Annotated in this window: 28 protein-coding genes and 1 pseudogene; 17 read left to right on the forward strand and 12 right to left on the reverse strand. The window is 60.8% G+C overall.

What is annotated here, in order from left to right; genetic code table 11:
- The first annotated feature begins 75 nt into the window (after nucleotides 1-75).
- The 11 genes and pseudogenes from OO730_RS02325 (at nucleotide 76) to rfbD (ending at nucleotide 8935) form a co-directional block, all read left to right on the forward strand.
- Nucleotides 76-1803, forward strand: a complete 1728-nt coding sequence (locus OO730_RS02325; protein WP_264982969.1) for an aldehyde ferredoxin oxidoreductase family protein — start codon at nucleotides 76-78, stop codon at nucleotides 1801-1803.
- Between the two features lie 91 nt (nucleotides 1804-1894).
- Nucleotides 1895-2122 carry a MoaD/ThiS family protein gene (locus OO730_RS02330; protein ID WP_264982970.1) on the forward strand — a complete coding sequence of 76 codons (228 nt, stop codon included), beginning with the start codon at nucleotides 1895-1897 and terminating at the stop codon, nucleotides 2120-2122.
- Nucleotides 2123-2125: 3 nt separating this feature from the next.
- Nucleotides 2126-2983, forward strand: a complete 858-nt coding sequence (locus OO730_RS02335) for a HesA/MoeB/ThiF family protein (protein WP_264982971.1) — start codon at nucleotides 2126-2128, stop codon at nucleotides 2981-2983.
- A gap of 108 nt (nucleotides 2984-3091) precedes the next feature.
- On the forward strand, nucleotides 3092-3481 hold the full coding sequence (locus tag OO730_RS02340) for a winged helix-turn-helix domain-containing protein (RefSeq protein ID WP_264982972.1): 390 nt from the start codon (nucleotides 3092-3094) through the stop codon (nucleotides 3479-3481).
- 45 nt (nucleotides 3482-3526) lie between these two features.
- Nucleotides 3527-4351: a substrate-binding domain-containing protein gene (locus OO730_RS02345; RefSeq protein ID WP_264982973.1), complete on the forward strand. Its 825-nt coding sequence runs from the start codon at nucleotides 3527-3529 to the stop codon at nucleotides 4349-4351.
- A gap of 66 nt (nucleotides 4352-4417) precedes the next feature.
- Nucleotides 4418-5113, forward strand: a complete 696-nt coding sequence (locus tag OO730_RS02350) for an ABC transporter permease (protein ID WP_264982974.1) — start codon at nucleotides 4418-4420, stop codon at nucleotides 5111-5113.
- Between the two features lie 35 nt (nucleotides 5114-5148).
- Nucleotides 5149-5766 (forward strand): annotated as a pseudogene (locus OO730_RS02355) (energy-coupling factor ABC transporter ATP-binding protein); the annotation flags it as partial.
- Nucleotides 5767-5782: 16 nt separating this feature from the next.
- Entirely contained in the window at nucleotides 5783-6490 is a 708-nt protein-coding gene (locus OO730_RS02360) for a molybdopterin-guanine dinucleotide biosynthesis protein MobB (RefSeq protein WP_264982976.1), read from the forward strand.
- 3 nt (nucleotides 6491-6493) lie between these two features.
- On the forward strand, nucleotides 6494-6943 hold the full coding sequence (locus tag OO730_RS02365) for a tRNA (cytidine(34)-2'-O)-methyltransferase (protein WP_264982977.1): 450 nt from the start codon (nucleotides 6494-6496) through the stop codon (nucleotides 6941-6943).
- A 109-nt stretch (nucleotides 6944-7052) separates the two neighbouring features.
- Complete coding sequence (gene rfbB, locus OO730_RS02370) at nucleotides 7053-8069, forward strand: dTDP-glucose 4,6-dehydratase (RefSeq protein ID WP_264982978.1); 1017 nt, start codon at nucleotides 7053-7055, stop codon at nucleotides 8067-8069.
- A complete protein-coding gene (gene rfbD / locus OO730_RS02375; protein ID WP_264982979.1) occupies nucleotides 8069-8935 on the forward strand; it encodes a dTDP-4-dehydrorhamnose reductase in 867 nt (288 codons plus the stop codon). The genes rfbB and rfbD overlap by 1 nt, the downstream gene beginning before the upstream one ends.
- A 27-nt stretch (nucleotides 8936-8962) precedes the next feature.
- Here rfbD and OO730_RS02380 read toward each other — a convergent pair whose 3' ends face one another.
- On the reverse strand, nucleotides 8963-11689 hold the full coding sequence (locus OO730_RS02380; protein WP_264982980.1) for a SulP family inorganic anion transporter: 2727 nt from the start codon (nucleotides 11687-11689) through the stop codon (nucleotides 8963-8965).
- Nucleotides 11690-11968: 279 nt separating this feature from the next.
- On the opposite strand from OO730_RS02380, the gene OO730_RS02385 reads away from it, so the two are divergent.
- The gene (locus tag OO730_RS02385) at nucleotides 11969-12874 is read left to right on the forward strand and encodes a glycosyltransferase family 2 protein (protein WP_264982981.1); all 906 of its coding nucleotides are present in this window, start codon (nucleotides 11969-11971) and stop codon (nucleotides 12872-12874) included.
- A gap of 85 nt (nucleotides 12875-12959) precedes the next feature.
- On the opposite strand, the gene OO730_RS02390 is transcribed toward OO730_RS02385, so the two are convergent.
- From OO730_RS02390 to OO730_RS02410, 5 genes are all read right to left on the reverse strand, one after another.
- Nucleotides 12960-13901, reverse strand: a complete 942-nt coding sequence (locus OO730_RS02390; protein ID WP_264982982.1) for an aminotransferase class IV — start codon at nucleotides 13899-13901, stop codon at nucleotides 12960-12962.
- Between the two features lie 12 nt (nucleotides 13902-13913).
- Nucleotides 13914-14939: an aspartate-semialdehyde dehydrogenase gene (locus OO730_RS02395; protein ID WP_264982983.1), complete on the reverse strand. Its 1026-nt coding sequence runs from the start codon at nucleotides 14937-14939 to the stop codon at nucleotides 13914-13916.
- 31 nt (nucleotides 14940-14970) lie between these two features.
- On the reverse strand, nucleotides 14971-15843 hold the full coding sequence (locus OO730_RS02400) for a methylenetetrahydrofolate reductase (RefSeq protein ID WP_264982984.1): 873 nt from the start codon (nucleotides 15841-15843) through the stop codon (nucleotides 14971-14973).
- A 125-nt stretch (nucleotides 15844-15968) separates the two neighbouring features.
- Nucleotides 15969-16355 carry a (deoxy)nucleoside triphosphate pyrophosphohydrolase gene (locus OO730_RS02405; protein WP_264982985.1) on the reverse strand — a complete coding sequence of 129 codons (387 nt, stop codon included), beginning with the start codon at nucleotides 16353-16355 and terminating at the stop codon, nucleotides 15969-15971.
- On the reverse strand, nucleotides 16355-18331 hold the full coding sequence (locus OO730_RS02410; protein ID WP_264982986.1) for an ABC-F family ATP-binding cassette domain-containing protein: 1977 nt from the start codon (nucleotides 18329-18331) through the stop codon (nucleotides 16355-16357). The genes OO730_RS02405 and OO730_RS02410 overlap by 1 nt, the downstream gene beginning before the upstream one ends.
- Nucleotides 18332-18410: 79 nt before the next feature.
- On the opposite strand from OO730_RS02410, the gene OO730_RS02415 reads away from it, so the two are divergent.
- The 5 genes from OO730_RS02415 (at nucleotide 18411) to OO730_RS02435 (ending at nucleotide 20350) form a co-directional block, all read left to right on the forward strand.
- Nucleotides 18411-18671, forward strand: coding sequence for a GIY-YIG nuclease family protein (locus OO730_RS02415; protein WP_264984113.1), 261 nt, complete (start codon nucleotides 18411-18413; stop codon nucleotides 18669-18671).
- Between the two features lie 101 nt (nucleotides 18672-18772).
- On the forward strand, nucleotides 18773-19006 hold the full coding sequence (locus OO730_RS02420; RefSeq protein WP_264982987.1) for a biogenesis of lysosome-related organelles complex 1 subunit 2: 234 nt from the start codon (nucleotides 18773-18775) through the stop codon (nucleotides 19004-19006).
- A gap of 6 nt (nucleotides 19007-19012) precedes the next feature.
- Complete coding sequence (locus OO730_RS02425) at nucleotides 19013-19453, forward strand: hypothetical protein (RefSeq protein ID WP_264982988.1); 441 nt, start codon at nucleotides 19013-19015, stop codon at nucleotides 19451-19453.
- Between the two features lie 205 nt (nucleotides 19454-19658).
- Nucleotides 19659-19889, forward strand: a complete 231-nt coding sequence (locus tag OO730_RS02430; protein ID WP_264982989.1) for a hypothetical protein — start codon at nucleotides 19659-19661, stop codon at nucleotides 19887-19889.
- Between the two features lie 68 nt (nucleotides 19890-19957).
- Nucleotides 19958-20350, forward strand: a complete 393-nt coding sequence (locus OO730_RS02435; RefSeq protein WP_264982990.1) for a hypothetical protein — start codon at nucleotides 19958-19960, stop codon at nucleotides 20348-20350.
- A 74-nt stretch (nucleotides 20351-20424) separates the two neighbouring features.
- On the opposite strand, the gene leuB is transcribed toward OO730_RS02435, so the two are convergent.
- The 6 genes from leuB to OO730_RS02465 all read right to left on the reverse strand — a co-directional run bounded on the left by leuB (nucleotide 20425) and on the right by OO730_RS02465 (nucleotide 26434).
- A complete protein-coding gene (leuB, locus tag OO730_RS02440) occupies nucleotides 20425-21492 on the reverse strand; it encodes a 3-isopropylmalate dehydrogenase (RefSeq protein ID WP_264982991.1) in 1068 nt (355 codons plus the stop codon).
- Nucleotides 21493-21549: 57 nt separating this feature from the next.
- Nucleotides 21550-22041 (reverse strand): 3-isopropylmalate dehydratase small subunit, encoded by a 492-nt coding sequence (locus OO730_RS02445; protein ID WP_264982992.1) that lies wholly within the window; start codon nucleotides 22039-22041, stop codon nucleotides 21550-21552.
- A 12-nt stretch (nucleotides 22042-22053) separates the two neighbouring features.
- On the reverse strand, nucleotides 22054-23313 hold the full coding sequence (gene leuC / locus OO730_RS02450) for a 3-isopropylmalate dehydratase large subunit (protein ID WP_264982993.1): 1260 nt from the start codon (nucleotides 23311-23313) through the stop codon (nucleotides 22054-22056).
- Between the two features lie 3 nt (nucleotides 23314-23316).
- Entirely contained in the window at nucleotides 23317-24849 is a 1533-nt protein-coding gene (locus OO730_RS02455) for a 2-isopropylmalate synthase (RefSeq protein WP_264982994.1), read from the reverse strand.
- A 144-nt stretch (nucleotides 24850-24993) separates the two neighbouring features.
- Nucleotides 24994-25761 carry a CDP-diacylglycerol--serine O-phosphatidyltransferase gene (gene pssA / locus OO730_RS02460; protein WP_264982995.1) on the reverse strand — a complete coding sequence of 256 codons (768 nt, stop codon included), beginning with the start codon at nucleotides 25759-25761 and terminating at the stop codon, nucleotides 24994-24996.
- 25 nt (nucleotides 25762-25786) lie between these two features.
- Nucleotides 25787-26434, reverse strand: a complete 648-nt coding sequence (locus OO730_RS02465; protein WP_264982996.1) for a phosphatidylserine decarboxylase family protein — start codon at nucleotides 26432-26434, stop codon at nucleotides 25787-25789.
- Nucleotides 26435-26498 lie beyond the last annotated feature (64 nt).

The following is a 26498-nucleotide window of genomic DNA, read 5'->3' on the forward strand; positions in this document are numbered from 1 at the left end:
ATACATTCATCAGAAGACAGTCAAACAACATCGCGTTCAAAAAAACGCAGAATATTCAACAAGCTGAGGGTGATTATGCCTAGGATTCTCAGAATCAACTGCCGTACCAAAGAGTATGCCTTTGAAGAAGTCGGCCCGTACGTCAATCTTGGCGGTCGCGCCCTGACCTCCCGCATCATCAACAAAGAAGTTCCGGCCAACTGCCACCCGCTGTCCGCCGAGAACAAGCTCGTCATCGCAACCGGCCTCCTGGGCGGCTCCACCGCCGCCAACTCCGGCCGCGTGTCCGTGGGCACCAAGTCCCCGCTGACCGGCGGCATCAAGGAGTCCAACTCCGGCGGCCTGTTCGCGCACAAGATGCCCAAGATGGACCTACTGGCCATCGTGCTGGAAGACAAGCCCGCCCAGGAAGCGCCCTTCTCCACCCTGTTCATCACCGATGAGAAGGTCGAATTCCGCAATGCCGACGACATCGTGGGCATGGACAACTACCCCGCCCACGACAAGCTGCTGGCCGAATACGGCGACAAGCTGGTCGCGGCAATGATCGGCCCCGCCGGCGAAACCCTGCGCAAGACGGCCACCATCCAGTTCACCGACCCGTACAAGCGCCCCGCCCGTTCCGCCGGTCGCGGCGGCACCGGTGCCGTCCTGGGTTCCAAGAAGATCAAGGCCATAGTGCTCGATCCGGCCGTCAACAACAAGGTCGCCGCCGTGGAGGCCGACACCTTCAAGGCCGCCCGTACCACCTGGGTCAACATCCTCAAGGAGCACCCGGTCACCTCTCAGGGTCTGCCCGGCTTCGGCACCGCAGTCCTGGTCAACGTCATCAACGAAGCGGGCGCGCTGCCCACCAAGAACTTCCGGTACGGTCAGTGCGACCACGCCGCAGACATCTCCGGTGAAAAGATGGCCGAGACCATCGAGGCCCGCAAAGGCAAGACCACCGAAGGTTGCCACGTAGGCTGCGTCATCCAGTGCTCCCAGCAGTACAACGACAAGAACGGCGACTACCTTACCTCCGGTTTCGAATACGAAACCATCTGGGCCTTCGGCGCCAACGCCATGATCAAGGACCTCGATGACATCGCCACCATGGACCGCATCTGTGACGATAAGGGCATGGACACCATCGAGATCGGCAACACCGTGGCCGTGGCCATGGACGGCGGCATCATCCCCTGGGGTGACGGCAAGGCCGCCATCGAGCTGCTCAAGAAGGTCGGCACCGACGATCCCATGGGCATGATCATCGGCAACGGCGTTGTCGCCGCCGGCGACGCCTTTGGCGTCGACCGCCTGCCCGTGGTCAAGAGCCAGTCCATGCCCGCCTACGACCCGCGTGCGGTCAAGGGCGTCGGCGTGACCTACGCCACCACCGCCATGGGTGCCGACCACACCGCCGGTTACGGCGTCACCGCCAACGTCCTCGGCGTGGGCGGCACTGTGGACGGCCACAAGAAGGAAGGCAACGTCGAGTTGTCCAAGAACCTGCAGGTGGCCACTGCGGCCATCGACTCCATGGGCTTCTGCCTGTTCGTGGCCTTCGCGGTCCTGGATTCCGAAAACGGCGTCCAGACCATGGCCGACCTGGTCCAGTCCTACACCGGCAACGCCTTCTCCGTGGACGACCTGGTCGCCCTGGGCGCCAACGCCATGAAGGACGAGCAGGACTTCAACGAGCGCGCGGGCTTCAGCAAGGTGGACGACCGCCTGCCCAGATTCATGGAAATCGAGCCCCTGCCGCCCCACGACGTCACCTGGGACTTCGACGAAAACGAAGTGCAGGGCGCAAAGGCATAACCTGCCGAGCCATAGGAAAAATAAGGCCGGGGACTCTGTCTCCGGCCTTTTCCGTATTGACCGCACCACGGCAAATACCTAGATTGGCTCCATGGGAATCGAACTCAAATGCTTTGCGACCCTGGCCCGCTTCATGCCCGAAAACCATGAAGACTACCCGGTCGAACCCGGCGAGACCATCCGCTCTCTGGTGCAAAGACTCGGCATGCCGCTGGATGACGTAACCCTCATGTTCGTCAACTCCGTCCGCTCCGACCTTGATACCGAAATCAGCGATGGTGACCGCGTCGGACTTTTCCCGCCGGTGGGAGGGGGTTAGCCCGTGGCCACTCTCGCGGATGAGGTCCGCACCCTTTCCGGACGCGCCACACTGCCCTGGGGTGATGACGGCGGCGTCCTGTCCATGGATGCTGTCCGGAAGCTTGCACGGCAGCACGGTGTTTCCGGGCGAATAGTTGAAATCGAGGCCCTGAAACAGGGCGTCAGCCCCCTGCGCTATCTGCGCAACCAGCAGGCAATCTCCGGCAGCGAACAGATCCGGTTGCTCGAATCCCGCGTCGGGCAAGTCGGCCTGGGCGGCCTGGGCGGCACCCTGCTGGAACAGTTTCTGCGTGCCGGGGTGGGCACGGTCCGGTGCGCCGACGGAGATGCCTTCGAGGAATCCAACCTCAACCGCCAGGCCCTGTCATCGCCCGACAATCTCGGCCAGACCAAGGCCGATGCCGCCAGGGAACGGGCCATGGCCATCAACCCGTCCGTGGATATGGAGCCCGTCGAAACCTTTCTGACACCGGACACCCTGCCCGAATTCCTGAACGGCTGCGACGTAGCCGTGGACGCCCTTGGCGGCCTTGAAACCCGGCTCCACCTGCAACAGGCCGCCGCCGAAGCGGGCCTTCCCCTGGTCACCGGAGCCCTGGCAGGCTGGAGCGGATACGTGGGCGTGGTCATGCCCGGCGACACCGGTCCGGCCGACATCATGGGCCGGGACAACGGTGCCGAGGAAACCCTGGGCTGCCCGGCCCCGTCAGTGGCCTTCTTCGCCTCGCTCATGGCCACCGAAACCCTCAAACTGATCACCATCGGGCGCTCTCCCCTCGCCGGCAAGATGCTGGTCGTGGACATGCAGACCATGACCTTCGAGACCGTCATCATAGGAAAATCGGTGTCATATCCTTGAGAATTATGCTGCGATTGACTTAAAAACAATCTTCCTGCATAGACTAACATCAATAGCACGTTAAATGAAAATTCCCCCGCAGGCTTGCGGCTGGACAGGTGAATTGCAATGACCAAGAAAAAAGACGAAACCGTCCTCAGGCTCCGCGTCTGGCTTGACCAGAAAGACAATACGTATATCGGCATCGGCAGCACGCTGCTGCTGAAATATGTGGAGGAACTGGGCTCCCTCCGCCAGGCCGCTGCGGCGCTGGGCATGTCCTACCGACGGGCATGGGGGAAGCTCAAAAACGCCGAGGAGCGCATCGGACGCCCCCTGGTTGAAAAGACCAAGGGCAAAGGTCAGAAATTCAACCTCTCTCCCTTCGGCAAGGAAATCATGGAAAATTTTCTGCATTTTTATTTGGACGTGGAAGACTACGCAACCAAACGCGCCTCTGAATTGCTTGGAATGGATGTCCAAAAGTCCGGTGAGTTCTACCGAGACGACACTGAATAACTCGTTCGGTTTCCCGAATGACAACACTTCCTTGGAGGGAAAAACATGAAACGCTTTTGTCTGATTACCCTGGCGCTCATCCTTACCTTCGCCCTGGCGGCCCCCGCTTTCGCGAACAAGACCCTGATGATGGCGACCACCACCAGCACCGCCAACACCGGCCTGCTCGACGAACTGATCGTGCCCAAATTTCTCAAGGATACCGGCATCGAGATCAAATTCGTAGCCGTCGGCACCGGCAAGGCCCTCAAAATGGCCGAGAACTGCGATGTGGACGTGGTCCTCGTTCACGCCCCGGCCGCGGAACAGGCTTATGTGGACAAGGGCGTGCTCATGGACCGCAAGGAGCTGATGTACAACGACTTCGTCATCATCGGCCCCGAGTCCGATCCCGCCGGCGTCAAGGGCATGCAGGTTGCCGAAGCCCTGAAGACCATCGCCGCCAAGCAGGCCGTGTTCGCCAGCCGCGGCGACAACTCCGGCACCAACAAGAAGGAACTCTCCCTGTGGAAGGCCGCCGAAATGGCTGTCCCCGAAAAGGCCGACTGGTACGTGCAGACCGGTCAGGGCATGCTCCCGACCATCAACATCGCCAACGAGAAGAACGGCTACACCATGACCGACCGCGGCACCTACATCAAATACGCCGACACCAAGGGCGGCAACCCGCCGCTGAAGGTCCTGGTCGAGGGCGACAAGGTCCTGTTCAACCAGTATTCCGCCCTGGCCGTGAACCCCGGCAAATGCCAGTCCGCCAAGTATGATCTGGCCAAGCAGTTCATTGCCTGGATGGCCGCTCCCGAGACCCAGGCCGCCATCGGCGACTTCAAGCTGCTCGGCAAGAAACTGTTCATCCCCAACGCCAAATAACAATCTGATCCATCGACCTGCGGGGGAAAGGGGCGACCCTTTCCCCCGTATACGTTCAAGGACATCATGGATTTCTTACTGCAAGGCTTTCTGCAAGGATTCGTCCTCCTTTTCTCGGGCGATCCGGAGACCTTTTCCGCCATCTGGGCCACCGTGGGGGCGTCTACCCTGTCCATGGCAGCCAGCCTGTCCATCGGCATACCGCTGGGTTTTCTGCTCGGCTACCGGAAATTCCCGGGGAAAAAGATCGTCCGCACCATCGTGGACACCCTGCTCTCCTTCCCGACCGTGGTCATCGGACTGCTGGTCTATGCCTTCCTGACCCGCCACGGCCCGCTGGGCGGCACGGGACTGCTCTTCACCCTGCCCGGCATGGCCCTGGGCCAGACCCTGCTCGGCCTGCCCATCATCATCGCCATGACCGCCACGGCAGTGGAAAGCCTGGACAACCGGCTGCCCATGACGCTGATCACCCTGGGGGCGAACCCGCGCCAGATGATGTGGGCCACGGTGCTGGAGGCACGCTATTCCATCATGCTCGCCGCCATGGCCGCTTACGGCCGCATCGTATCCGAGGTCGGCATCTCCATGATGGTGGGCGGCAACATCAAGTGGCATACCCGGACCATCACCACGGCCATCGCTCTCGAAACCGGCAAGGGGGAATTTGCCATGGGCATCGCTCTCGGCATGGTCCTGCTGGCCGTGGCCCTGCTGGTCAACATCGGAGCCAACGGAATGAAAAGGAAGGCCGTCAAATGACCACGCCGCTCGTCAGCCTCAAGAATATCCGCCAGCGGCACGCCGGCCGCTCCGTCCTGTGCGTGGACTCCCTTGACATCGACCCCGGGGCCATCATCGGCCTGGCCGGTCCAAACGGCTCAGGCAAATCCACCCTCCTGCGCATCCTGGCCTGCCTGGACGCGCCCGCCGAGGGGGAATTCATCTTTCTCGGACGGCCGACAACTCCGAAATTCGATGCCGTTCACCGACACATCACCCTGCTGGTGCAGGAACCCTACCTGCTCAAACGCAGCGTCTACGCCAACGTGGCCTACGGCCTGAAAATCCGTGGCAAGAACGACATTCCGGCCAAGGTGGACTGCGCCCTGGAGACCGTGGGCCTGAACCCGGACGCCTTCCGCAAACGCCAGTGGTACGAACTGTCCGGCGGCGAAGTGCAGCGCGTGGCCCTGGCCGCCCGCCTGGTGCTCAAGCCCAAGCTGCTGCTCATGGACGAACCCACGGCCAGCCTGGACGAAAAGAGCGCGGTCCTCATCCGCCAGGCCGCCCTGTCCGCCCGAGACGAATACGGCGCAAGCCTTGTCATTGCCAGCCACGACATGGCATGGCTCAAGGCGGTGGCCGATACGATCATCCACCTCGAAGACGGCATCATCAAGAACATCGACTGACACACGGAGGACAGCCATGAAGGCAATATCCATCGTCGGCCCCAAAAATTCCGGCAAGACCACCCTCGGCCTCAAGCTCGCTGAGCATTTCAAGCAATCCGGCCTGAGCGTGGCCGCCGCCAAGTTCAGCCACCACGGCTTCGACTGGCAGGACACCGACACCACGCAGTATGCCGGGATATGCGACGCCGTGGCCGGACTCGGCCCGTCCGAGACCTTTGTCCACTGGACCGGCCACCATTTTCTGCCGGACCTCCTGCCGCTGTTGACCGCCGATGTGCTCATCGTGGAAGGTGGCAAGACCCTCGGTTTCCTGCCCCGCATCCTCTGCCTGCGCGGCGACCTGTCCGACGGCACGGACTGGCTCGCGCCCGAACTGGCCATCGGCTCATACGGCGATGAGACCGTGGACAACGTGCCCGCATTCGACGACATCGCATCCCTGGCCGAAGCCGTGCTCGACAAGGGCTTCTTCCTGCCCGGCATGGACTGCGAGACCTGCGGCCGCCCGGACTGCCGGACCCTGGCCGCGGAGATCGTGGCCGGGAAGGCCTCCACCAAGGCGTGCCTGGCCATGCACAACTCCATCACGGTGGACATCAACGGCGCGCCCGTGGGCATGAAGCCCTTTGTGGAGGACATCATCTCCGCCGCCATCCGCGAGATGCTGCGCACCCTCAAGGGCTACGCGCCGGGCAAGGCGACCATCAAGCTGGATGTGTAGTTCATGCGAATCGTTCTTTTCGAGCCGGAGATTCCCCCGAACACCGGCAATATCGCGCGGCTGTGCGCGGCCACGAAAACGCCGCTGCATCTCATCGAGCCGCTGGGCTTCTCCGTGGACGACAAGCACCTGAAACGGGCCGGGCTGGACTATTGGCCCCACGTGGACGTGACGGTCCACCCTGATTTCGACGACTTCCTGCGCCGGGTGCAGCCCGCCCGCCTCGTCATGGCCACCACCAAGGCGGACACCCCGCACCACAGGTTCGAGTTCCACCCGGACGACGCCCTGGTCATGGGGCCGGAGACGCGCGGGCTCACGGCTGAATTCATGGCCGGGCACCCGCAGGTGCGTATCCCCATCTGGGGCGAGGTGCGCAGCCTGAACCTGTCCACGGCCACGGGCATCCTCCTTTTCGAAGCGTTGCGCCGGACCGGTTTGATAGTCGAATAGCGCGCCGCCAGCTTGTGTTTTCCCCACCGCCACTGTATTGATTCAACTGATTGATCGCGGTCAGCGGGCAATCCCTGAACAAAAACCTTCACCACACCGGCGCATCACCATGAAACTCCTCGTAACCGGCGGCTGCGGATTCATCGGCACCAATTTCATCCGGCTCATGCTCGACAAGCACCCGGACTGGTCCGTGGTCAACCTGGACAAGCTCACCTACGCGGGAAACCGGCTCAACCTCCTGGACCTGGAAGAGAACGAAAACCGCTATGAATTCGTCCACGGCGACATCCGCGACCGCGACCTGATCATGGACCTGCTCGCAGGCAACCGCATTGATGCAGTGGTCAACTTCGCCGCCGAATCACACGTGGACCGGTCCATCGACGACCCGTCCCCCTTCGTGTCCACCAACGTGGCCGGGGCGCAGAATCTCATGGAGTGCGCCCGCCGGCGCAAAACCGCGCGGTTCGTCCACGTTTCCACGGACGAGGTGTACGGCACCCTGGGCAAGACCGGCAAATTCACCGAAAAGACGCCGCTGGCCCCCAATTCTCCCTATTCCGCCAGCAAGGCCGGGGCGGACATGATGGCCCGCGCCTATTTCGAGACCTACGGCTTCCCGGTGCTGATCACCCGCTGCTCCAACAACTACGGACCGTACCAGTTCCCGGAAAAACTCATTCCGCTGATGTTCCTGAACGCCAAGGAGGGCAAGCCCCTTCCCGTCTACGGGGATGGCATGAACGTGCGCGACTGGATCTTCGTGGACGACCACTGCCTCGGCGTGGAGCTGACCCTGACCAAAGGCCGCGAGGGCCGGGTCTACAACTTCGGCGGGGACGCCGAGGAGACCAACATCGCCGTGGTCCGGACCCTGCTGTCCATCCTGGGCAAACCGGACTCGCTCATATCCTACGTCACGGACCGGCCCGGCCATGATCGGCGCTACGCCATGGACTTCTCCCTGGCCCGGCGGGAACTCGGCTTCGCGCCCAGCGTGGATTTCGAAGACGGGTTGAAGAAAACCCTCAACTGGTACGAAGCCAACACAGAGTGGCTCAACCAAGTACAGAGCGGCGAATACCGGAATTTCATGGACAATTGGTACAAGGAGCGCGCCTGATGCGGATAAGCAAAAAAACCGTTGTCATCTTCGGCGGCAAAACCGGTCTGCTCGGCCAATCGCTGACCAAGGCGTTCGAAAAGGCGGGAGCCCGTCCTGTCCCTCTCTCCAGCGCGGATTGCGATATCCTGGACCCCATGGAGGTGGAGGAGCTGCTCGAACGGGAAAAACCGGACCTGGTGGTCAATGCGGCCGCCTACACGCAGGTGGACCTGGCAGAAGACGAACAGGACAAGGCCTTTGCCCTCAACGCCACGGCCCCGCCCCTGCTGGCGGCCCTGGCCGCGCGGCACAGTGCGACCTTTGTCCACTACAGCACGGATTTCGTCTTCAAGGGGAACAAGAGGACTCCCTACACCGAGGAAGACTCGGTGTCCCCGTTTTCCACCTACGGCATCAGCAAATCGGACGGCGAACGAGGGCTTCTCAAACTCGGCTACGCCAAGACCCTGATCATCCGCACCTCATGGCTGTTCGGTCCCGGCAGGACCAATTTCGTGCGCAAGATGCTCGACCTCGCCGACTGCAGAGACACCTTGACGGTGGTCGACGACCAGATCGGCTCCCCCTCCTACGCCCCGGACATCGCAACGCACACCCTCCAGCTTCTTGAAAAGGACGCCACCGGCATATTCCACCTGGCGAACTCCGGCGAGACCTCCTGGCACGGCCTTGCGAGCATGGCCGTAAAACTGGCGGGCAAGGAGTGCGCCGTCACCCCGATCCCCACCTCGGACTACCCGACCAAGGCCGAGCGCCCCGCCTACTCGGTGCTCGACCTGGGCAAGTTCATCAAGACCACGGGCGTCACCCCGCGCAAGTGGGAAGACGCACTCGAAGAATACGTAAGGGAAATTCTGAGCTAGAAACCGGCTGCCACGGCAACCTGCGGACTACAGCAGCAGATCGCGGACCTTGGCGTTGGCATCGGCCAACCGCTCGGAAAGCAGGTTGATCAGGAACCGGTTCACGGCCGTAACCAGCATGGGCGCACGCTTTTCGATGGCGTCGAGCTTGTCCAGGGTCAGCCGGTAGAGCACGCATTTCTCGGCGGCCCGGATGGTGGCGGATCGGGGCGCAAGCGTATAAATGCCCATTTCCCCGAACACGGCTCCCGGTCCGACCTTCTTGAGGCGAAGAATCTTGCCGTCTTCCATTTCCAGCTCCACATCCAGCCGCCCCGACTCCACGAAGAACATGGAATCCGACTTGTCGCCCTGGCGGAAGATCGCCTCTCCGGTCTTGGCCACCTCTCGCTTCAGCACCTTCATCAGGGCCGGGATGTACTTCGGTTCCGGGAAAACCGGGGCCAACAGCTCGGGCAGGGCCCGTTCCTTCATCTCCAGCATGTTTTCGCTGTCGAGCACCAGCTGCTCGCACCACTCCATGGCGTAATCGAGATTGAAGAAGACCTTGAACAGCCCCTCGTCCTCACCCACGAGTCCCATTTCCTCCAAGTGCTCCTCCAGCTCGAGAGGCGCATTGGTGATGACGCACTCGATGCCGTATTCCAGCACCAACGTGCGCAGCTTGTCGAAGCCGATGCTGGCCGCCGAGGCGAACCCGTTGACCAGCGTGAAATCGAGGACGAGATACTCGACGGGCAATTTGTTGCGGTCGTCCAGCCGGACGCGGATTTCCTTTATCAGCTGTTCCATGGACCCCAGGAACAGGAACCCCTGGAGGCGCATGATGTGAATATGGTCCCCGAATTCCTTGAGAGTCCGTTTCTGGGCGGGCGCACGGTCCACATTGCTTGAATGGTTGGAGCCGGTCAGGAAGTTGCGCACCACGCCCCCCCTGCTTGCCCGGCTCACGGTGACCATCAGGGCGAGGGCGACGCCGAAGCCGATGCCTTCAAGCAGCCCCAGGCAGATGGTGGTCAGAAAGGTCAGTCGGAGCAGCCACTTCTCGTGACGGCTGGTGAATGCCGTCCTGGTGCGGAACACCCAGTCCCGAATCAGGTCGAGGCAGACATAGATGAGCAGCCCCTCGGGCACGAACCGGGGAATCATGGGCAGCACCGTATCCGCGTAGAACAACCCCACACCGCAGACCACGCCCGTGACGATACCCGTCACGGGCCCCCGGCCGCCTGCGGCATAGCCGCCCATGCTCCGGCCGTAGGAAAGGGAGACGGGCATGCCGCCGCACGCCCCCGAAATCATGTTGGACACGCCAAGGGCATTGTATTCCACATTGAGATCGCTCTCGCGCCCCCGCAGGATTTCCAGTTTGGTGGTCCGGAACATGACGGTCAGCACGGACAGGACCGCCAGCGCGCCGATGTAGAGCCCGTTGGCCTTGATGATTCCCCACTGGATGTTCTGAACCAGCAACCACGAATTGAAAATTTCGACGGGGTGGATGAGCTTCGCCCCTACCGGAAAAGATACCGGCGCGGCCAATGCCCGGATGGGTTCGCTCATGCCCCATATCCCCGCGGCAAACCCCATGCCGGACGCAGCCAGCACCATGAACAGCAGAAACACGGAATTCTTGGAGCGGAACATGGCCATGAAAACCACCAATCCGAAGGCGACGCTCGGGCCTGCCGTCCTGACTGTTTCCATGGGGCGGAAGTTGCTCGAGAACGACGTTGCGATGGTGTAGATGTTGCTCCAGTCCAGGTTCAGCTGCGCCATCCCGTCGAATGCGCCGAGCAGGATGAAGAAACCCACGCCGCCGATGACGCCGCCGATTATCTGCAGCGGAATGTAGCGGACGAATTCCCCCAGGCGCAGCTTGCCGAGCAGGAACAGGCTCAGGCCCGTGAAAAAAGCCGCCACGGCCACACCTGCCAGGATCGTGGGCAGGATGAAATCCGGGTCGTAGACGTCGGCCATGGCCTGATACATGTTCCCGACAAATAAGAAAAGGACGCCTGTCAGGACCGTCTCGGGACCGACCAGCAGGAACGGTATGCGTGAAAACAGGGAGTTGACGATGGCCCCGACCAGCACGCCCGTCAGGGCGGTGCCGAGGATGTACGGCAACAATTCGTGCAGTCCGGCCCGCGACACGACCAGCAGGGAAAGGGCGTAGACCAGGAACAGCAACAAGACACCGGAGACGATGCCCGCGTAGAGATTGAGGGAGAACGATCCCTGCATGAACCGCCATCTGTCCGGATCTTCCGGTCCGGCCAGAATCTCGGAATCGCCGCTCTCCTCGTTGAAATCCTCGTCCCAGACCTGCGGGACCTCGGTCTCGGCCAGGTCGCTGACGTCCACGTCCGCCTCATCGATGTCGGGGATGGTGTCGGCGGGGTCGAGGGGCGCACCGCATTGCGGGCAGTTGCCCGCGTATCCCGACTCCAGCACATGGCCGCAGGCGGGACAGATGACGTCGTCAGGCCCGTCCAGGTCTATTTCAACGTCCTGATCATCGAGATTGAGGGAGGTGAGGGGAACGCCGTCATTGCCGTCAACGGGAGCCGTCCGTGCCGGCTCTTCCGCCGGGGACTCCCCCTCGAAATCGACCTCGACGGATTCCTCTCCGTCCAGGTGGTCGACGATGGCTACGCCGACGCCGCAATCAGGGCATTTGGCCTTCCTCCCGACGAGCTTCTCGGGGACATTCCGCTCATAGCCGCAGGAGCCGCATTTGAAAATCGCCACGCAACACCACCAAAATCTAGATGTGCTCGGTCAAGCCGGGAAGGACGAATCACCCGGACATTATCACGATCTTTTAAATACATACGTGAACCATGGCCCTGGCGCAAGCGGCTGACGAAAAATCCTCTGCATGCACTTTTTTTCAAAAACCTATACCACCTCCCTAAAGTTCCCTCCTGCTGCGTCGATAAAAACGATACGAGGAAGGCGAAATGTGCACACGGACCGTGCCGACCTTCCCCGTGTCGAGGCAATTCATCCCACGGAAGGGGCACAGCAATGCGTTCACGCAACCGCGTATCCATCATAGTTTCCGACTTGGAAACACATCCCGGCCTGCCGCGCCTGTTGCAGTCCATCTCCCGCCAGTCCGCCGGATTGTCGGAAGTGGAGATCCTCGTGGCCGGGAACGGAACGCACTCCCCTTCAGATCTCGCCGCCTGGCAGGCCATCACGGGCCTGAACGACATCCGCATCCACGATTGCGACCCTTCGGCCACCCCGGCCTCGGTCCGCAACCAGGCCGCCGACGCAGCCACGGGAGACAAGCTCCTTTTCCTGCGTCCCGATTATCGGCTGGACCCCAAGTACCTGACCACGGCCAGCTCGGTCTTCGAGGATCACCCCGACACGGACGTCATGTATTGCGACTATATCCGCCTGGCTCCCGGCAACACCGGAGCCCGGCCCGGCATGGTCCAGTTGCCAGCCTTCCGGCCCGCCCTGCTCCAGGCGAGAGGCTTCCTGGGTCCGGGCGCGCTCATGACGCGGCGGGCCTGGGAATCCACGGAAGGATTCCGCGAAAATCCCGTATACAGGGACTGGGACCTGTGGATTCAGGCGGCCCTGGCGGGCAACGAATTCTACCATGTCAGCTACCCGCTCGCCTCCTGCGAACACCGCAAGGTGAGCTTTCGCGAAAGGGCCGAGGACGGCCGCTGCAAGGCCATGATCGTCATCCGCAACCAGGGCTTCTTCCACATGCATACCTTGCGCTGGGCCCTGGGCTACCTGCGCGGCGAGAAGTGGGCCGAGGCATTCGGCTTCATGACCATCCCCGGCCCGGTGGACGTCACCCGGATGATGCACGACCACGCCATGCGGACCATAGGCACGGACATCCTGGCCGAAGAGGCAATCCGCCAGTTCGAGGCCTCCCCGGACCCTGCCTGCGCCAACCGTTGACGCCCCCTCCCCCGTCGCCCTCACGTACATGAAGAAGGCCGCCCCGTTTCCGGGACGGCCTTCCGTTTCACATGATTGCTCGATATTACAGCGGTATGCCGTTATCCCGCAAATCCTGACGGATCAACTCGCGGATGCGTTTGGCCACCGGGCCGGGCTTCACGTCGTGGATGGGCTTGCCGTTGAAGCGGACCACGGGAATGGCGTCCCCGGTGGTGCCCACGATGATGATCTCCCGGGCCTCGTATATCTCGTCCTCGCTGATGCCCCGGAAGGTGACGGACATGTCGTTCTTGACCAGGTCCACGGCCCGCAGGAGCGTGGTGCCTGCCAGGGCGTTGGTGAACTCGGGGATGATCAGCTTGCCGTCCTGGCTCACCATGCACACGTTCTCCGTGGCTCCTTCTGCCAGGAAGCCGTTGCGATCGAAACAGAACGGGTAGTCGTACCCCTTTTCCTCGGCCTCGTGCTTCATGAGGACGTTGGGCAGGTAGTCGATGGACTTGATGGTCGCCAGGTAGGACTGCTTGGCCGGGATGGAGGTCTTGAAAGCAGTGGCCCCGGTTTCGTAGACAGCTTCCTTTGGGGGGTGCAGGTCCGTGGACACGATGTACAGGCTCGTCTGCGGGCATTCCGACGGATAGACGCCGAAACCGCCCGGACCGCGTCCGAGGAAGATACGGAGCATGCCGCTCTCCCTGCCGCCCGCACGGCATACGTCAAGGGCCAGTTCCCGTATCTCCTCCCAGGAGCACGGAGGCTCGAGGTAGATGGACGAGGAGGACCGTTTCATGCGCTCCAGGTGCGGGTCCAGCTGATACAGCCGACCCTCCACGAATTTCATGGCCTCGAACACGCCGTCGCCGCGATGGACAAGGTGGTCGTCCCACGGCATGAGCATGGCTTTCGGGTCCTTGCAGATCATGCCCACACGGTGTTCGTAGAAGGCGTGGACCTGCTCGCTGCCGGGCCGGTCCAACGCCATCACGGCATCCAGATAATCCTTGGAATCTACAATCTTGACCACGATCAGCCCCTCTTAGGGAACGCGCACGAGATCGCGCTCGATGAGCGTCTCGGCGATTTGGATGGTGTTCAGGGCCGCGCCCTTGCGGATGTTGTCGGACACGATCCACATGTTGAGGCCGTTCTCGATGGTCTCGTCCTCGCGGATACGACCGATATAGGTGGCGTCTTCCCCTGCGGCGTTGATCGGCATGGGGTAGGCCTTTTTCTCCGGGTAGTCCTCGATGATGATGCCGGGCGACTTGGCCAGCAGGGCACGAACGTCGTCTGCGGTCAGCTTTTCCTCGGTCTCGATGTTCACGGACTCGGAATGACCGTAGAAGACGGGCACGCGCACGCAGGTGGCAGTGACCTTGATGGTCGGATCGCCCATGATCTTGGTCGTCTCGTTGACCATCTTCATCTCTTCCTTGGTATAGCCGTTGTCCATGAACACGTCGATCTGCGGCAGGCAGTTGAAGGCAATCTGGTGCGGATAGACGTCGGCCACCACGGGCTGGCCGGACATGAGGCGGCGGACCTGGTTTTCCAGCTCCTCGATGGCCTTCTGGCCGGTGCCGGAAACGGCCTGGTAGGTTGAAACCACCACGCGCTTGATCCGGGCCTCGTCATGGATGGGCTTCAGGGCCACCATCATCTGAATGGTGGAACAGTTGGGGTTGGCGATGATGCCCTTGTGCCAGTCGAGGTCATGGGGATTCACTTCGGGAACCACCAGGGGACACTCGTCGTTCATGCGCCATGCCGAGGAGTTGTCCACCACCACGCAGCCGGACTTGGCCGCGCAGGGAGCAAACTTCTCGGAAGTGGAACCTCCGGCCGAGAACAGGGCGATGTCCACGCCCTCGAAGGAATCTTCCTTCATCTCGACGACGGTGTGTTCCTCGCCCTTGCACATTACCTTCTTGCCCGCGCTCCGGGCCGAAGCCATTGGAATCAGCTTGCTGTAGGGGAAATCCCTCTGCTCCAGAACCTTCAGCATCTCCTGGCCCACGGCACCCGTGGCGCCGCACACGGCCACAACGAATTCTTTGCTCATGATACTCTCTCCAACCTCTGAAAATTGTAACCTATATATTCAAATTCCTGCCGATTTCGAGGACGGCCTCGGCGCGATTGAGCGTGTACAGATGCACGCCCGGCGCACCGCCGTCGATGAGTTGCTGCGCCTGTTTGGTCGCGTAGTCGATGCCAAGTGCGTACACGGCATCGTCACCGCCCTCCTCATGCGCCTTTTCCAGCGCGCTCAGGAATTTACCCGGTATGGCGGCACCGCACAGGCTCAATATGAACTTGGCGGACTTGAGGCTCATGATGGGCAGGATGCCGGGAATGACCGGCACGTCCGCACCCAAATCCTTGAGCCGGGCCACGTAGTCGAAATACAGCCGGTTGTCGAAAAACAGCTGGGTCACCAGAAACTCCGCGCCCTTCTTCACCTTGAGGGCGACCATGTCCAGATCGGACTGGATGGACGGCGACTCGAAGTGCGGCTCGGGATAGGCGGCACCGCCCACGCACATCTCGGGGTACCTGGCGCCGATGAACTCGATGACGTCAGTGGCGTGGCAGAACTCCTGGGAATTGAAGTCGAAATCCTCCACGCCGCGAGGCGGGTCGCCGCGCAGGGCCAGGACGTTTTCGATATCGGCAGAGCGCAGGCTCTTGAGGAAGCCGTCCAACTTTTCGGCGGAAGCGCCCACGCTGGTCAGATGGGTCAGAGGCTCGATGCCGTGGTCCCGCTTCATGCGGGTGGCGATCTCAAGGGTGTTGTCCTGGGTACCGCCGCCTGCGCCGTAGGTCACGGATGCGAACAACGGTTCCAGTTCCTTGAGTTTTTCCACGACCTCGAAGAATCCCGGCCATGCTTCCCTTTCCTTGGGCGGGAAGAATTCCAGGGATATGAAGGGGGACTTCCCCTTGATCAGATCACAAACGCGCAAAGCTCTTCTCCTTCAACATAAAAAGCATGATGGCCCCTGATCGGAGCAAGAGAAGATACATACCCCTTCTGGGCACAACCTTCAACGAAGAAATACCGGGATGTCCCGGACAATGTAAGAAATAATCACCGATGGAGGGCTTCGACGATCACGATATCGGCGGGCAGAAAATCGAGGGCGGGCGGGACCGACGGATCGACCCAGGCCATGCGCTGCTTTTCAAGGGGCTGCAACTCACCTGAATAACTGTGGATGTGGAAAAAGTTCAAGCGGACTACAAATTCATCGTATTCGTGCTCCAGGTCCTGCCAATGCTCGAATTCCGTAGGCGTAACGCCGAGCTCCTCCCTGAATTCCCGGACCAATGCGTCCTCGCGGGTCTCTCCCGGCTCTATCTTGCCGCCGGGAAACTCCCACCACCCGGCCATGCGCGCACCCTCGGGCCGCTCAACCGCCAGGTACTCCCCGTCCCGCCAGACGATGCCCGCCACCACGTCGAGGACCGGCTTCATCAGTCCGCCTCCTGGACGGCGTTGATGGCCTCGATCTTCTCTTCAAGCCCGGCCATCCGCTCCATAAGCGTCTCGGCCCACTCGGTGGCGTCCTTGTATGCCGCGTTGATCTTGAGCGCCTCCTCGGGTTTCTCGTAGGTGGCCGGATCATTCATCTTCAGTTCCAGATCGGACTGCTCTTCGAGTACCTTTTCCAGGTCCGCCTCGAGCTTGTCATAATCGGCCTTGAGCGGCTTGAGTTGCCGGTAAAGCCGGTTCCGCTCCTCGGCCTGACGGCGCTTTTCCTCCTTGGTCAGCTTGCGCTTCTCGCGCGCCGCCTCGGGATCGCAGGCCGCCTCGCCGGCCCGGCACGCCTCCTCCTGCCTGAGCTTGGCCTGGTACGCCTCGAACCCGCCGAGGTAGGGTGTGATGCCGTCTTCGTCCAGAGCCCAGACCTCCTCGGCCACCTCGTTCAGGAGATACCGGTCGTGGGCAACGAAGAGCAGCGTGCCCTCGTAGTCCTGGAGGGCCCGGATAAGCCCCTCCCGGGTCTCGATGTCCAGGTGGTTGGTGGGCTCGTCGAGAATGAGGAAGTTGGCCCTGGCCAGGAAGAGCGTGGCCAGAAGCAACCGGCTCTTCTCGCCGCCGGAAAGCCCTTTGACCTTGCGATCGAAGTACGGCTCGCCGAGCAGGAACAGGCCGAGTACGCTCATGACCTGCTCCTCGGTCAGATTGGGGTCGGACAGACGCCGGATCTCGCCCAGCACCGTGGAGTCGAGATTGAGAATTTCATGCTGGTGCTGGCTGAAGTAGCCGACCTCGGTGCCGGAACCGATCTTGACGTGACCTTTGGTGGGCAGGAGCGCCCCGGTGATCAGCTTCAACAGCGTGGACTTGCCCGCGCCGTTGGGTGCGACCACGGCCACTTTCTTGCCCCGGAAGAGCTGAAAATCGAGCGTGGGCCAGACGGACTTTTCGCCGTCGTCGTAATGGAACTCGAGGTCCACCACCGAAACCGGGACCTTGTCCCCCCGTTTGGGCTCGGGAAGCCGGAAATTCAGGCTCTTGCCCCGGTGTGACGCGGCCTGGGCCTCCTTGATCTGGACCAGTTCCCGCTCCAGCTTCTCGACCTTCTTGAGCTTGCTTTGCGCCTGGGCGGCTTTGCGCGCCTTGACGCGAAATTTATTGATGTATTTGTATTCGTTGTCGATCCTGGCCGACAGCTTGGCGGCTTCCTTGGCCCGCTGTTCCCGGTTTTCCGCGTCCCAGACCAGGAATTCGTCAAACGACCCCTTGCGCAGGACCGGTCTGGCACCGCCGAGAAACAGGACGTGGGTGCCCACCCGGTTGAGGAAAATACGATCATGGACCACGAAGGCGAGCGCGCCCCGGAAATTGAGCAGGTACGACTCCAGCCACTCCACGGCCTCAAGATCAAGATGGTTGGTGGGTTCGTCCAGAAGCAGGACATCCGCACCCTGCAGCAACACTCGCCCGAGCTTGGCCCGCTCCCGCCAGCCGCCGGACAGCTCGCCGATGCGCTTGAACAGGTCGTCGTCGTGAAAACCCAGGCCGGTCAGAATGGCCCGCGCCTTGTGGTCCGGGTTGTAGCCGTAGAGCTCCTCGAACTCCGCCTGTCTGTGGGAAAGCTTTTCGATACGGGCTGTGTCACCTGCTGCCACGGCCTGCTCCCACTGCTCCCAGAACTCGTTCCAGGAAGGCAGCGCGGACAGCACCCAGGAGAGCAATTGCCGATCAAGCACCTCCCCGGTCATCTCCTGGGCCACGTAGCCGACCCGGGCGCCCTTGGACAGGGTCATCTGCCCTTCGTCGGGCCGGATTTCACCGGCCAACACCTTGAGCAGCGTACTTTTTCCGCACCCGTTGGGACCGGTCAGGGCGAGGCGCATGCCCGGCGTGATCTCAAAGGCCACGTCGGCAAACACGGACTCTCCGCCGTAGCTTTTTCCGAGATTCTGTACAGTGATGCGGGACATGGGTGTAGGGAATACAATCGGCGGAACAGATTGGCAAGCCGGTTTTGACCCCCGCCCCCATCCGGGGTACATAATCGTGATGCGTTCCTGGTTCGTCTATCTCCTCTGTTGCGCCGACAACAGCCTGTATTGCGGCATCACCACCGACATGGACCGGCGGTTGACGCAGCACAATGCGGGCACGGCCTCAAAATACACCCGGGTGCGCCGCCCCGTTTCCCTGGCCGCCCTGACACAGGTTGAAGACAAAAGCGCGGCCCTCAAGCTCGAAATCCAGGTCAAGAAACAATCGCGGTCCAACAAGGTAGCTTTCCTGCTCGCAGCCCCACAACCCCGATAGGCAACCCGGCCGCCCGGATACGCTTGAATAAATGTCAACTATTGCGTATTCCTCAATTTGAGGGGGCGTGCACCCTATTATAATATAACAGAAAATACGACATGCTCGATTCAAACACGACATATCTGCTCCTGGCCATGGCAGGCTTCGTCTTCGCAGCCGTGGTGTTGGTGCATGGCCACAACTGCAACGATACGATCAAGAGAAAAAGCAACCAGGTCCACAACATCACCGAACAACTGGGGAAAAAAATCGATGTCCTTGAACGGGAAGTCGTCGATCTTCAGACGAAGATCGACGAGGTCGACGATCAAATCAATTCCCTAGAGGAATAACGAACCATGACCTTCCCCCTTATCCTCTTCTTCATCTGTGCGGCGGTAACGGTCTTTTTTTTCCGCCGGATTTCGGTAGGCAAAATCAACGCCCTGAACGAACTGTCCAAACAAAAGCAGGCGGTTGAATCCAAGTACGACTATCTCGTGCGGGAAAGGGCGGGATTGAAAAAGGAATTGGCGCACAAGGAGAGGCGGCTCGCCACCCTGGTCAACAACCAGGAAGGCATCCGGATCAAGACGGCCTCCGAGATGCATATTGAAGAGGAGACCGAGGAAGACCGGATAAGCAACCTGCTCATCTCCATGGGCAAGCTCTCCGTCGAGCAGAACGAAAAGGTCAAACAGAAGATGGACGTGCTCAAAATGGACTTCCTCGCCACCTGCCTGACGCTGGGCTACATCGACGCTGAGACCAGCAAGAAGATGTTGAAAAGGCAAAAATAGCCAGGGCATGGGCTCCCACCCCGTTTTCTCCGCCCCCCTCTTCTGCGGCACAATACGCTATTTCCCCGGTCGCGGATCCTCCCTTCCGGCCCCGGCAGATATCCACAAATATAATTGCACCGTCTCATCGATCATGAATAAGCTATCACTCTAGAGAACAAACCAATCGGGCATGCCCAGCATGCCCTGACAAAAAATATACAACATGCTAGATTTCAACACACTTTCTCTAATTTTCGTCATGGGAGCCCTGATCATATTGGGTGCCGTGGTGGTGCACTTTCAAAACTGCAGCAACATGATCCGAAAAAAACGCATGGAGTTCCAAGGTCTCTTCAACATGCTGGAAAAAAAACTCGGAGACCTTGAGCGGGAGGTCATTGAACTTCAAATGGAAATCGACGGGATCGACAAACAGATCAAGTCCATGCAGTGAGTCAAGCCATGGTCCTATCAATCGCCCTACTATTCATCTGTGCTGGAGTGGCAATATTCCTGTTTCGCATGATTTCGCAGAAAAAAGTCGCTTCCATCCACACCATGGTCAAGCGCAAAAAGGCGTTGGAGTCCAAATACGACTTCATGCTGGGTAAAAAATGGGAACTCCAGGCCGAGTTGTCCCGAAAAAAGCAGCAGCTTGAAACTCTCATCAACAACGAGACGGGATACAAGATCAAGACTGCTGCCCAGGTCTGCATCTCGGAAGAAGACGTGGAAGAAAAGATCAGCACGTACCTTCTCGCCTCGGGAAAGATCTCACTGGAACAGGACCATAAGATCCGAAAGGAAAAATGCGTTCTCAACATGGATTATTTGTCCACCGGCGTCACGCTGGGATATATCGACCTGAAAATCAGCGAACAGCTCGGCAGAGGCAACTGGACTCTAGGGCGATAATCAATTCCATGCCTGAAAAAAACGGGCCGCACCCTGATGGGGTGCGGCCCGTTGTCATTGTGATCTGCCGTGTCTTACAAGTTCGCCAAAACGGCATCGGCCATGGCCACGCAGCCCACGGCCTTGCCGCCTGCCTGCATGATGTCGCCGGTGCGGTATCCCTGTTCCAGGGTTTTCTCCACGGCAGTCTCGATGCAGTCGGCCTCCACCACCATGTCGAATGAATGCCGAAGCATCATGGCCACGGACAGGATGGTGGCCAACGGGTTGGCCTTGTCCTGGCCCGCGATATCCGGAGCGGAACCGTGGATGGGCTCGTACAGGCCGGGATTGGCCGCACCCAGGGACGCGGACGGCAGCATCCCGATGGACCCGGTGATGGCCGCCGCTTCGTCGGAAAGGATGTCGCCGAAAAGATTTCCGGTGACCACCACGTCGAACTGGGACGGGTCGCGCACCAACTGCATGGCCGCATTGTCCACGTACATGTGGGACAGTTCCACGTCGGCGTAGTTTTTGTGCTCGTCGATGACGATCTCGCGCCAGACGCGGGACACGTCCAGCACGTTGGCCTTGTCCACGGAGCAGACGCGACCGTCGCGCTTGCGGGCGGCCTCGAAGGCCACCTTGGCGATGCGCCGGATCTCATGCTCATAGTAGGTCATGGTGTTGTACCCGAACCGCTCGCCGTCCTTTTCGCCGTCAAAACGGGGCTCGCCGAAATAGATGCCGCCGGTCAACTCGCGCACGACCATGACGTCCAGTCCACGGGCCACGATATCCGGGCGCAGGTAACAGGCGTCGGCCAGCTCCTTGAACAACCGGGCCGGTCGCAGGTTGGCGAACAGCCCCAGCTCCTTGCGGATGCCGAGCAACCCCTTTTCGGGGCGGATGGCCGGGTCGATGGTGTCCCACTTGGGACCGCCCACCGCGCCCAGCAGCACGGCGTCGGCATCCCTGCACTTGGCAACGGTGTCCGCGGGCAGAGGCACGCCCTCGGCATCGATGGCGCAACCGCCGATCAATGCCTCGGTGGTCTCGAACTTGCGGTCGAACTTGGCGCCGACCGCTTCCAGTACGCGCAGGGCCTGGGCAACGATTTCGGTGCCGATACCGTCACCAGGCAAGACGCATATTTTCATAGCATTCTCCAATCAAAGTTATATGATTGCGGCCAATTACAGCCGACTTCAATCAATCTAAGCCAGTTTCCGTTTTGCGTACTGCACCAGTCCGCCCGCATCCAGGATTTCCTGCATGAAGGGAGGAACGGCGGCAGCCTGCACGGTCACGCCGGTGGTCAGATTCCTGATGACGCCGGTGGCGGTATCAACCTCGATCTGATCGGTGTCGCTGAACTTGTCGATGTCGTCGCCGATCTCCAGCAGCACCAACCCCATATTGAAGCCGTTGCGGTAGAAGATGCGGGCAAACGACTTGGCGATGACCACGGGAATACCCGCGCCGAGGATGGAGATGGGCGCGTGCTCACGGGAGGAGCCGCAGCCGAAATTCTCGCCGCCGACCATGACGTCGTTATCCTTGACCCGCTTCACCCAGCCTGCCTCGAGGCCTTCCATGCAGTTGGCCCCCAGTTCCTTGGAATCGGTGGTGACCAGAAAACGGGCCGGGATTATGGCGTCCGTATCGATGTGGTCGCCCACTTTATGGGCGGTTCCGGTAACTTTCATTATATGACCCTCCTACAGCTTGGCCGGGTTGATGATCTCGCCTGCCACGGCGGAAGCGGCGGCCACGGCGGGGTTGGACAGGAAGACCTCGGACTGAAGCGAGCCCATGCGGCCCTTGAAGTTGCGGTTGGTGGTCGCGATGGCGCGTTCGCCGCCCGCCAGGATGCCCATATGGCCGCCCAGACAGGGGCCGCAGGTGGGCGGGCCCACGATACAACCGGAATCCATGAATATCTCCATCAACCCTTCCCGCATGCACGCCTTCCAGATGGCCGGAGTGGCGGGCAGGATGATGCACCGCACCTTGGGGTTCACCTGACGGCCCTTGAGAATGGCGGCTGCCACGCGCATGTCCTCGATGCGGCCGTTGGTGCAGGAGCCGATCACGGCCTGGTGGATCTTCAGCCCTGCGGTGTCGTCCACGGATTTGACGTTGTCGGGCAGATGCGGGCAGGCGACCTGCGGAGCCATGCCGGTGACGTCGATGTCGAGCACCTGCTCGTACTCGGCGTCCGCATCGGCGGTCATGGCTTCGCCGCCGGAGAAACCGGCTTTTTCAGCATAGTCCAGGGTCTTCCGGTCAACCGGGAACAGACCGACCTTGCCGCCGGCCTCGATGGCCATGTTGGCGATGGTCATGCGGCCCTCGATGGACATGTCGTCCACCACTTCACCGCCGTATTCCAGCGCCTTGTAGAGCGCGCCGGACACGCCGAGACGGCCGATCTGATTGAGCACGAAGTCCTTGGCTCCCACGTACTCGCCGGGGGTACCGGTCAGGTTGACCCTGATGGTGGGCGGCACCTTGAACCAGGTCTCGCCCAGCGCCATGGCCGCGCCCACGTCCGTGGAGCCCATGCCGGTGGCAAAGGCCCCCAGACCGCCGTAGGTGCAGGTGTGGGAGTCCGCTCCCACGACCACGTCACCGGGGCCGACGATGCCCTTTTCCGGGAGCAGCGCATGTTCCACGCCCACTTCGCCGCACTCGTAGTAATGGGTCACGCCCATCTCCTCGGCAAATTCCCGAACAACCTTCACCTGCTCGGCGGAGTCGATGTCCTTGTTGGGAGTGAAGTGGTCGCATACCAGGGAGACCTTGTCTTTATCGAACACCTTTTTTGCGCCCATGGCCTTGAAGGACTTGATGGCCAGGGGGGCGGTGATGTCGTTGGCCAGGACCATGTCGACGGAGCACTGGACGATCTGCCCGGCCCCGGACACTTCCTGGTCCGTGTGTTTCTGCAGAATTTTTTCGGCTAAAGTCTGACCCATTATCTATTTCTCCTCTTTGGCTTTTTCCAAGCGGTTGAGTGCGTTGACCATGGCCAGGGCGCTGGCCCTGACAACATCGGCATCGTTGGCACGGCCCACGGCCTTGGTGCCGCCGTGACTGATGCGCACGGAGACGCCTGCCAGGGCGTCGGAGCCTTCGGTAACGGCGTTGACCGAATAATATTCGAGTTTCGGCGATGTGCCCACCAATGAGTAAATGGACTGGAACACCGCGTCAATGGAACCTTCACCGAATTTGCTGGTTTTTCGGGTCTCGGCCTCGCCCTCGGCACCAAATTCCATGATCGTGGCCGCGTGCGGGGGCACGTCGCCGGCCCCGGAGAACACGGACATGTCCACCAGGCGGAACTTGTCCCTGCGCCGGTACACGGACTCCAGGATCAGGGCCTCCACGTCTTCGTCGTAAATCTGTTCCTTCCTGTCGGCCAAATCCTTGACCGCCTTGAACAGCACCTGGACCTGTTCTCCATCGAGGGTGTATCCCAGTTCCTCGGCCTTGTTCTTGACCGCATGGGATCCGGAGTGCTTGCCGATGACGATGTCGTTGGAGGTCCGCCCGATGGATTCGGGGGTCATGATCTCGTAGGTCAACCGGTTCTTGAGTACGCCGTCCTGATGGACGCCCGATTCGTGGGCAAATGCATTGGCGCCCACAATGGCCTTGTTGGGCGGGATGGGCATGCCGATGATCTGGGAGAGGCGTCGGCAGGAGGGATAAATCTGCTCGGTGTTGATGCCCGTCTCCACGTCGTACAGTTCCTTGCGGGTGTTGATGGCCATGACTAGGTCTTCCAGGGCCGCGTTGCCCGCGCGCTCGCCGATGCCGAGCACGGTGCACTCCACCTGGCGCGCCCCCGCCCTGACGGCTGCCAGGGAGTTGGCCACGGCGGAACCGAGATCGTTATGGCAGTGAACTGAAAGGATCGCCTTGTCCACGTTCTTGACGTTGTCCTTCAGGTATTTGATCAGATCGTAGTATTCGAAGGGCTGGGTGTACCCCACGGTATCGGGGATGTTGACCACTGTGGCCCCGGCCTCGATGGCCACTTCGGTGACCCGGACCAGGAAGTCCCAGTCGGACCGGGAGGCGTCCTCGGCGGAGAACTCCACGTTGTCCGTATACTGCCGGGCGTGCCGCACGGCCTTGTCGATCATGACGATGACCTCTTCGGCGGTTTTGCCCAGCTTGTGCTGCATGTGGATTTCACTGGTGGCCAGGAACGTATGGATGCGCGGGTTCTTCGCGTCCTTGACGGCCTCCCAGCAGCGGTCGATGTCTCCGACCACCGCCCGGCACAGCCCGGCCACCTGGACCTTGTCCACGGCCCTGGCAATGGCCTGCACGGCCTCGAAATCGCCCTGGCTGGCGATGGGAAAACCTGCCTCGATGACGTCCACGCCCAGGGTTTCCAGCTGTTTGGCCATGCGGATTTTCTCGTCCAGGTTCATGGTCGCGCCGGGAGACTGTTCGCCGTCACGCAAGGTGGTGTCAAATACGTAAACTCGATCTGCCATGATGATCCTCCGGATTCTTCCCCTTTCGGGGCTCTATTACAAAATGATTAGCAAAAGTATATACAACCGCCAAACGCACCAGACACGTGCTGCGCGGCGATCAAGGTCGGTACGATATACCGGTTATGGGGAGAGGGGGGTGAGCTAGCCTAGCTCTTCCTCGGAATTATCCCGGTATAGTCGCTTGTTGCTGCGGGATAGTAGGACGAGGGTGTAGACCGGGCCGGAAATGAGGTAGCCCAGGAAAATGATGAAGCCCAGCACCTTGGGCTTGGACGCGACCAGGGAGAAAATAAGGATCGCGGTCACCATCCAGCTGAAGGGATGGGCCTTGAAGGCGCTGATTTCCTTGAAGGAATAAAAACGAACGGTGCTGACCATAAAAAACGACAGCACATAGACGAGCACCAGCGTACCCACGGAGATCACCGAGTGCATGTACTCCTGGGGCACGAAATCGGTGAACAGGACCAGGGTGGCCAGGGTACAGGCCGCCGCAGGAATGGGCAGGCCCACAAAATGGCGTTTGGAGCCGGTGGCCGCCTGGACGTTGAACCGGGCCAGGCGCAACGCGCCGCAGGCCATGAACAGGAACGCGGCCATCAGGCCGAGCCGACCGAAATCGTTGAGGAGCCAGAGATAGGACATGACCGCCGGGACCACGCCGAAAGCCACCAGATCCGCCAGGGAGTCGAGCTGAACGCCGAATTCGCTGGTGGTTCTGGTAATGCGGGCAACCTTGCCGTCCAGGCCGTCGAACACGCAGCTTCCCAGGATGCACAGGGCGCAGGAGGCATAGTCTCCCTTGATGGCCCAGGTCAGTCCGAGAAAACCGAGAAACAGGCTGGCCGTGGTCAGCAGGTTCGGCAAGAGGTAGACGCTCTTGTGGCGCGGCAATTTCCTATCTTCCATAACGGTTCGAAAACCTTCCCTCAAATTATCCCTGGCGCTTGGTGGCCAGAGGCGTTTCGCCCGCGACGACCTTCTGGCCGACGCTGACAGTTGGTACATAGCCATCCGGCATGTAAAGGTCAACTCTCGATCCGAACTTAATCATGCCGAACCGCTCACCGCGCTTGAGCTTGTCGCCGGGCTCGGCCCAGGAAACGATGCGGCGGGCGATGAGCCCCGCGATCTGGACAACGGTGAAACGCTGGTTTCCCTTGCCGGTAACAACCATGACGGAACGCTCGTTGTCCGTGCTCGCCTTGTCGAAGGAGGCGTTGACGAACTTGCCGGGAATGTAGCGGATCAGCTCGACCTTTCCCGAAACCGGCATGCGGTTCACGTGCACGTTGAAGACGTTCATGAAGATGGCGATGACCTGGCGCATCTCGCCGGACACGGGGTCTGCCTCTCGGGAAACCTTGATGACCTTGCCGTCGGCGGGCGAGGAAACCGCTTCGGCGTCCTCGGGACCGACCCGCTCGGGATCACGGAAGAAGTGGCCGATGAACGCGGTCAGGCCCAGGCCGACCAGGGCCAAGAACCACCAGCCCATGACGGCGAAAATGAGAGTGGTGAACGCTGCGATGATGATATAGGGCAGCCCTTCCAGGGCCACGCCGACTGACGGCTTCAACATGGCTATCCATGCTCCTTTTCTTGTTTTTCCGGGTTTTTAACCCTCACGGTTCCAAACTGCAAGT

The sequence above is a fragment of the Pseudodesulfovibrio portus genome (genome assembly GCF_026000375.1).
In the GTDB taxonomy this organism is placed as follows: Bacteria; Desulfobacterota; Desulfovibrionia; order Desulfovibrionales; family Desulfovibrionaceae; genus Pseudodesulfovibrio; species Pseudodesulfovibrio portus.

Coding starts and splice junctions, on each gene's coding strand:
- OO730_RS02385 (WP_264982981.1), top strand. CDS start 11,969: ATGCGTTCACGCAACCGCGTATCCATCATAGTTTCCGACTTGGAAACA.
- OO730_RS02325 (WP_264982969.1), top strand. CDS start 76: ATGCCTAGGATTCTCAGAATCAACTGCCGTACCAAAGAGTATGCCTTT.
- leuB (WP_264982991.1), bottom strand. CDS start 21,492: ATGAAAATATGCGTCTTGCCTGGTGACGGTATCGGCACCGAAATCGTT.
- OO730_RS02430 (WP_264982989.1), top strand. CDS start 19,659: ATGCTAGATTTCAACACACTTTCTCTAATTTTCGTCATGGGAGCCCTG.
- OO730_RS02340 (WP_264982972.1), top strand. CDS start 3,092: ATGACCAAGAAAAAAGACGAAACCGTCCTCAGGCTCCGCGTCTGGCTT.
- OO730_RS02445 (WP_264982992.1), bottom strand. CDS start 22,041: ATGAAAGTTACCGGAACCGCCCATAAAGTGGGCGACCACATCGATACG.
- leuC (WP_264982993.1), bottom strand. CDS start 23,313: ATGGGTCAGACTTTAGCCGAAAAAATTCTGCAGAAACACACGGACCAG.
- OO730_RS02425 (WP_264982988.1), top strand. CDS start 19,013: ATGACCTTCCCCCTTATCCTCTTCTTCATCTGTGCGGCGGTAACGGTC.
- OO730_RS02330 (WP_264982970.1), top strand. CDS start 1,895: ATGGGAATCGAACTCAAATGCTTTGCGACCCTGGCCCGCTTCATGCCC.
- rfbD (WP_264982979.1), top strand. CDS start 8,069: ATGCGGATAAGCAAAAAAACCGTTGTCATCTTCGGCGGCAAAACCGGT.
- OO730_RS02350 (WP_264982974.1), top strand. CDS start 4,418: ATGGATTTCTTACTGCAAGGCTTTCTGCAAGGATTCGTCCTCCTTTTC.
- pssA (WP_264982995.1), bottom strand. CDS start 25,761: ATGGAAGATAGGAAATTGCCGCGCCACAAGAGCGTCTACCTCTTGCCG.
- OO730_RS02365 (WP_264982977.1), top strand. CDS start 6,494: ATGCGAATCGTTCTTTTCGAGCCGGAGATTCCCCCGAACACCGGCAAT.
- OO730_RS02455 (WP_264982994.1), bottom strand. CDS start 24,849: ATGGCAGATCGAGTTTACGTATTTGACACCACCTTGCGTGACGGCGAA.
- OO730_RS02435 (WP_264982990.1), top strand. CDS start 19,958: ATGATTTCGCAGAAAAAAGTCGCTTCCATCCACACCATGGTCAAGCGC.
- OO730_RS02405 (WP_264982985.1), bottom strand. CDS start 16,355: ATGAAGCCGGTCCTCGACGTGGTGGCGGGCATCGTCTGGCGGGACGGG.
- OO730_RS02410 (WP_264982986.1), bottom strand. CDS start 18,331: ATGTCCCGCATCACTGTACAGAATCTCGGAAAAAGCTACGGCGGAGAG.
- OO730_RS02420 (WP_264982987.1), top strand. CDS start 18,773: ATGCTCGATTCAAACACGACATATCTGCTCCTGGCCATGGCAGGCTTC.
- OO730_RS02395 (WP_264982983.1), bottom strand. CDS start 14,939: ATGAGCAAAGAATTCGTTGTGGCCGTGTGCGGCGCCACGGGTGCCGTG.
- OO730_RS02465 (WP_264982996.1), bottom strand. CDS start 26,434: ATGTTGAAGCCGTCAGTCGGCGTGGCCCTGGAAGGGCTGCCCTATATC.
- OO730_RS02360 (WP_264982976.1), top strand. CDS start 5,783: ATGAAGGCAATATCCATCGTCGGCCCCAAAAATTCCGGCAAGACCACC.
- rfbB (WP_264982978.1), top strand. CDS start 7,053: ATGAAACTCCTCGTAACCGGCGGCTGCGGATTCATCGGCACCAATTTC.
- OO730_RS02345 (WP_264982973.1), top strand. CDS start 3,527: ATGAAACGCTTTTGTCTGATTACCCTGGCGCTCATCCTTACCTTCGCC.
- OO730_RS02415 (WP_264984113.1), top strand. CDS start 18,411: ATGCGTTCCTGGTTCGTCTATCTCCTCTGTTGCGCCGACAACAGCCTG.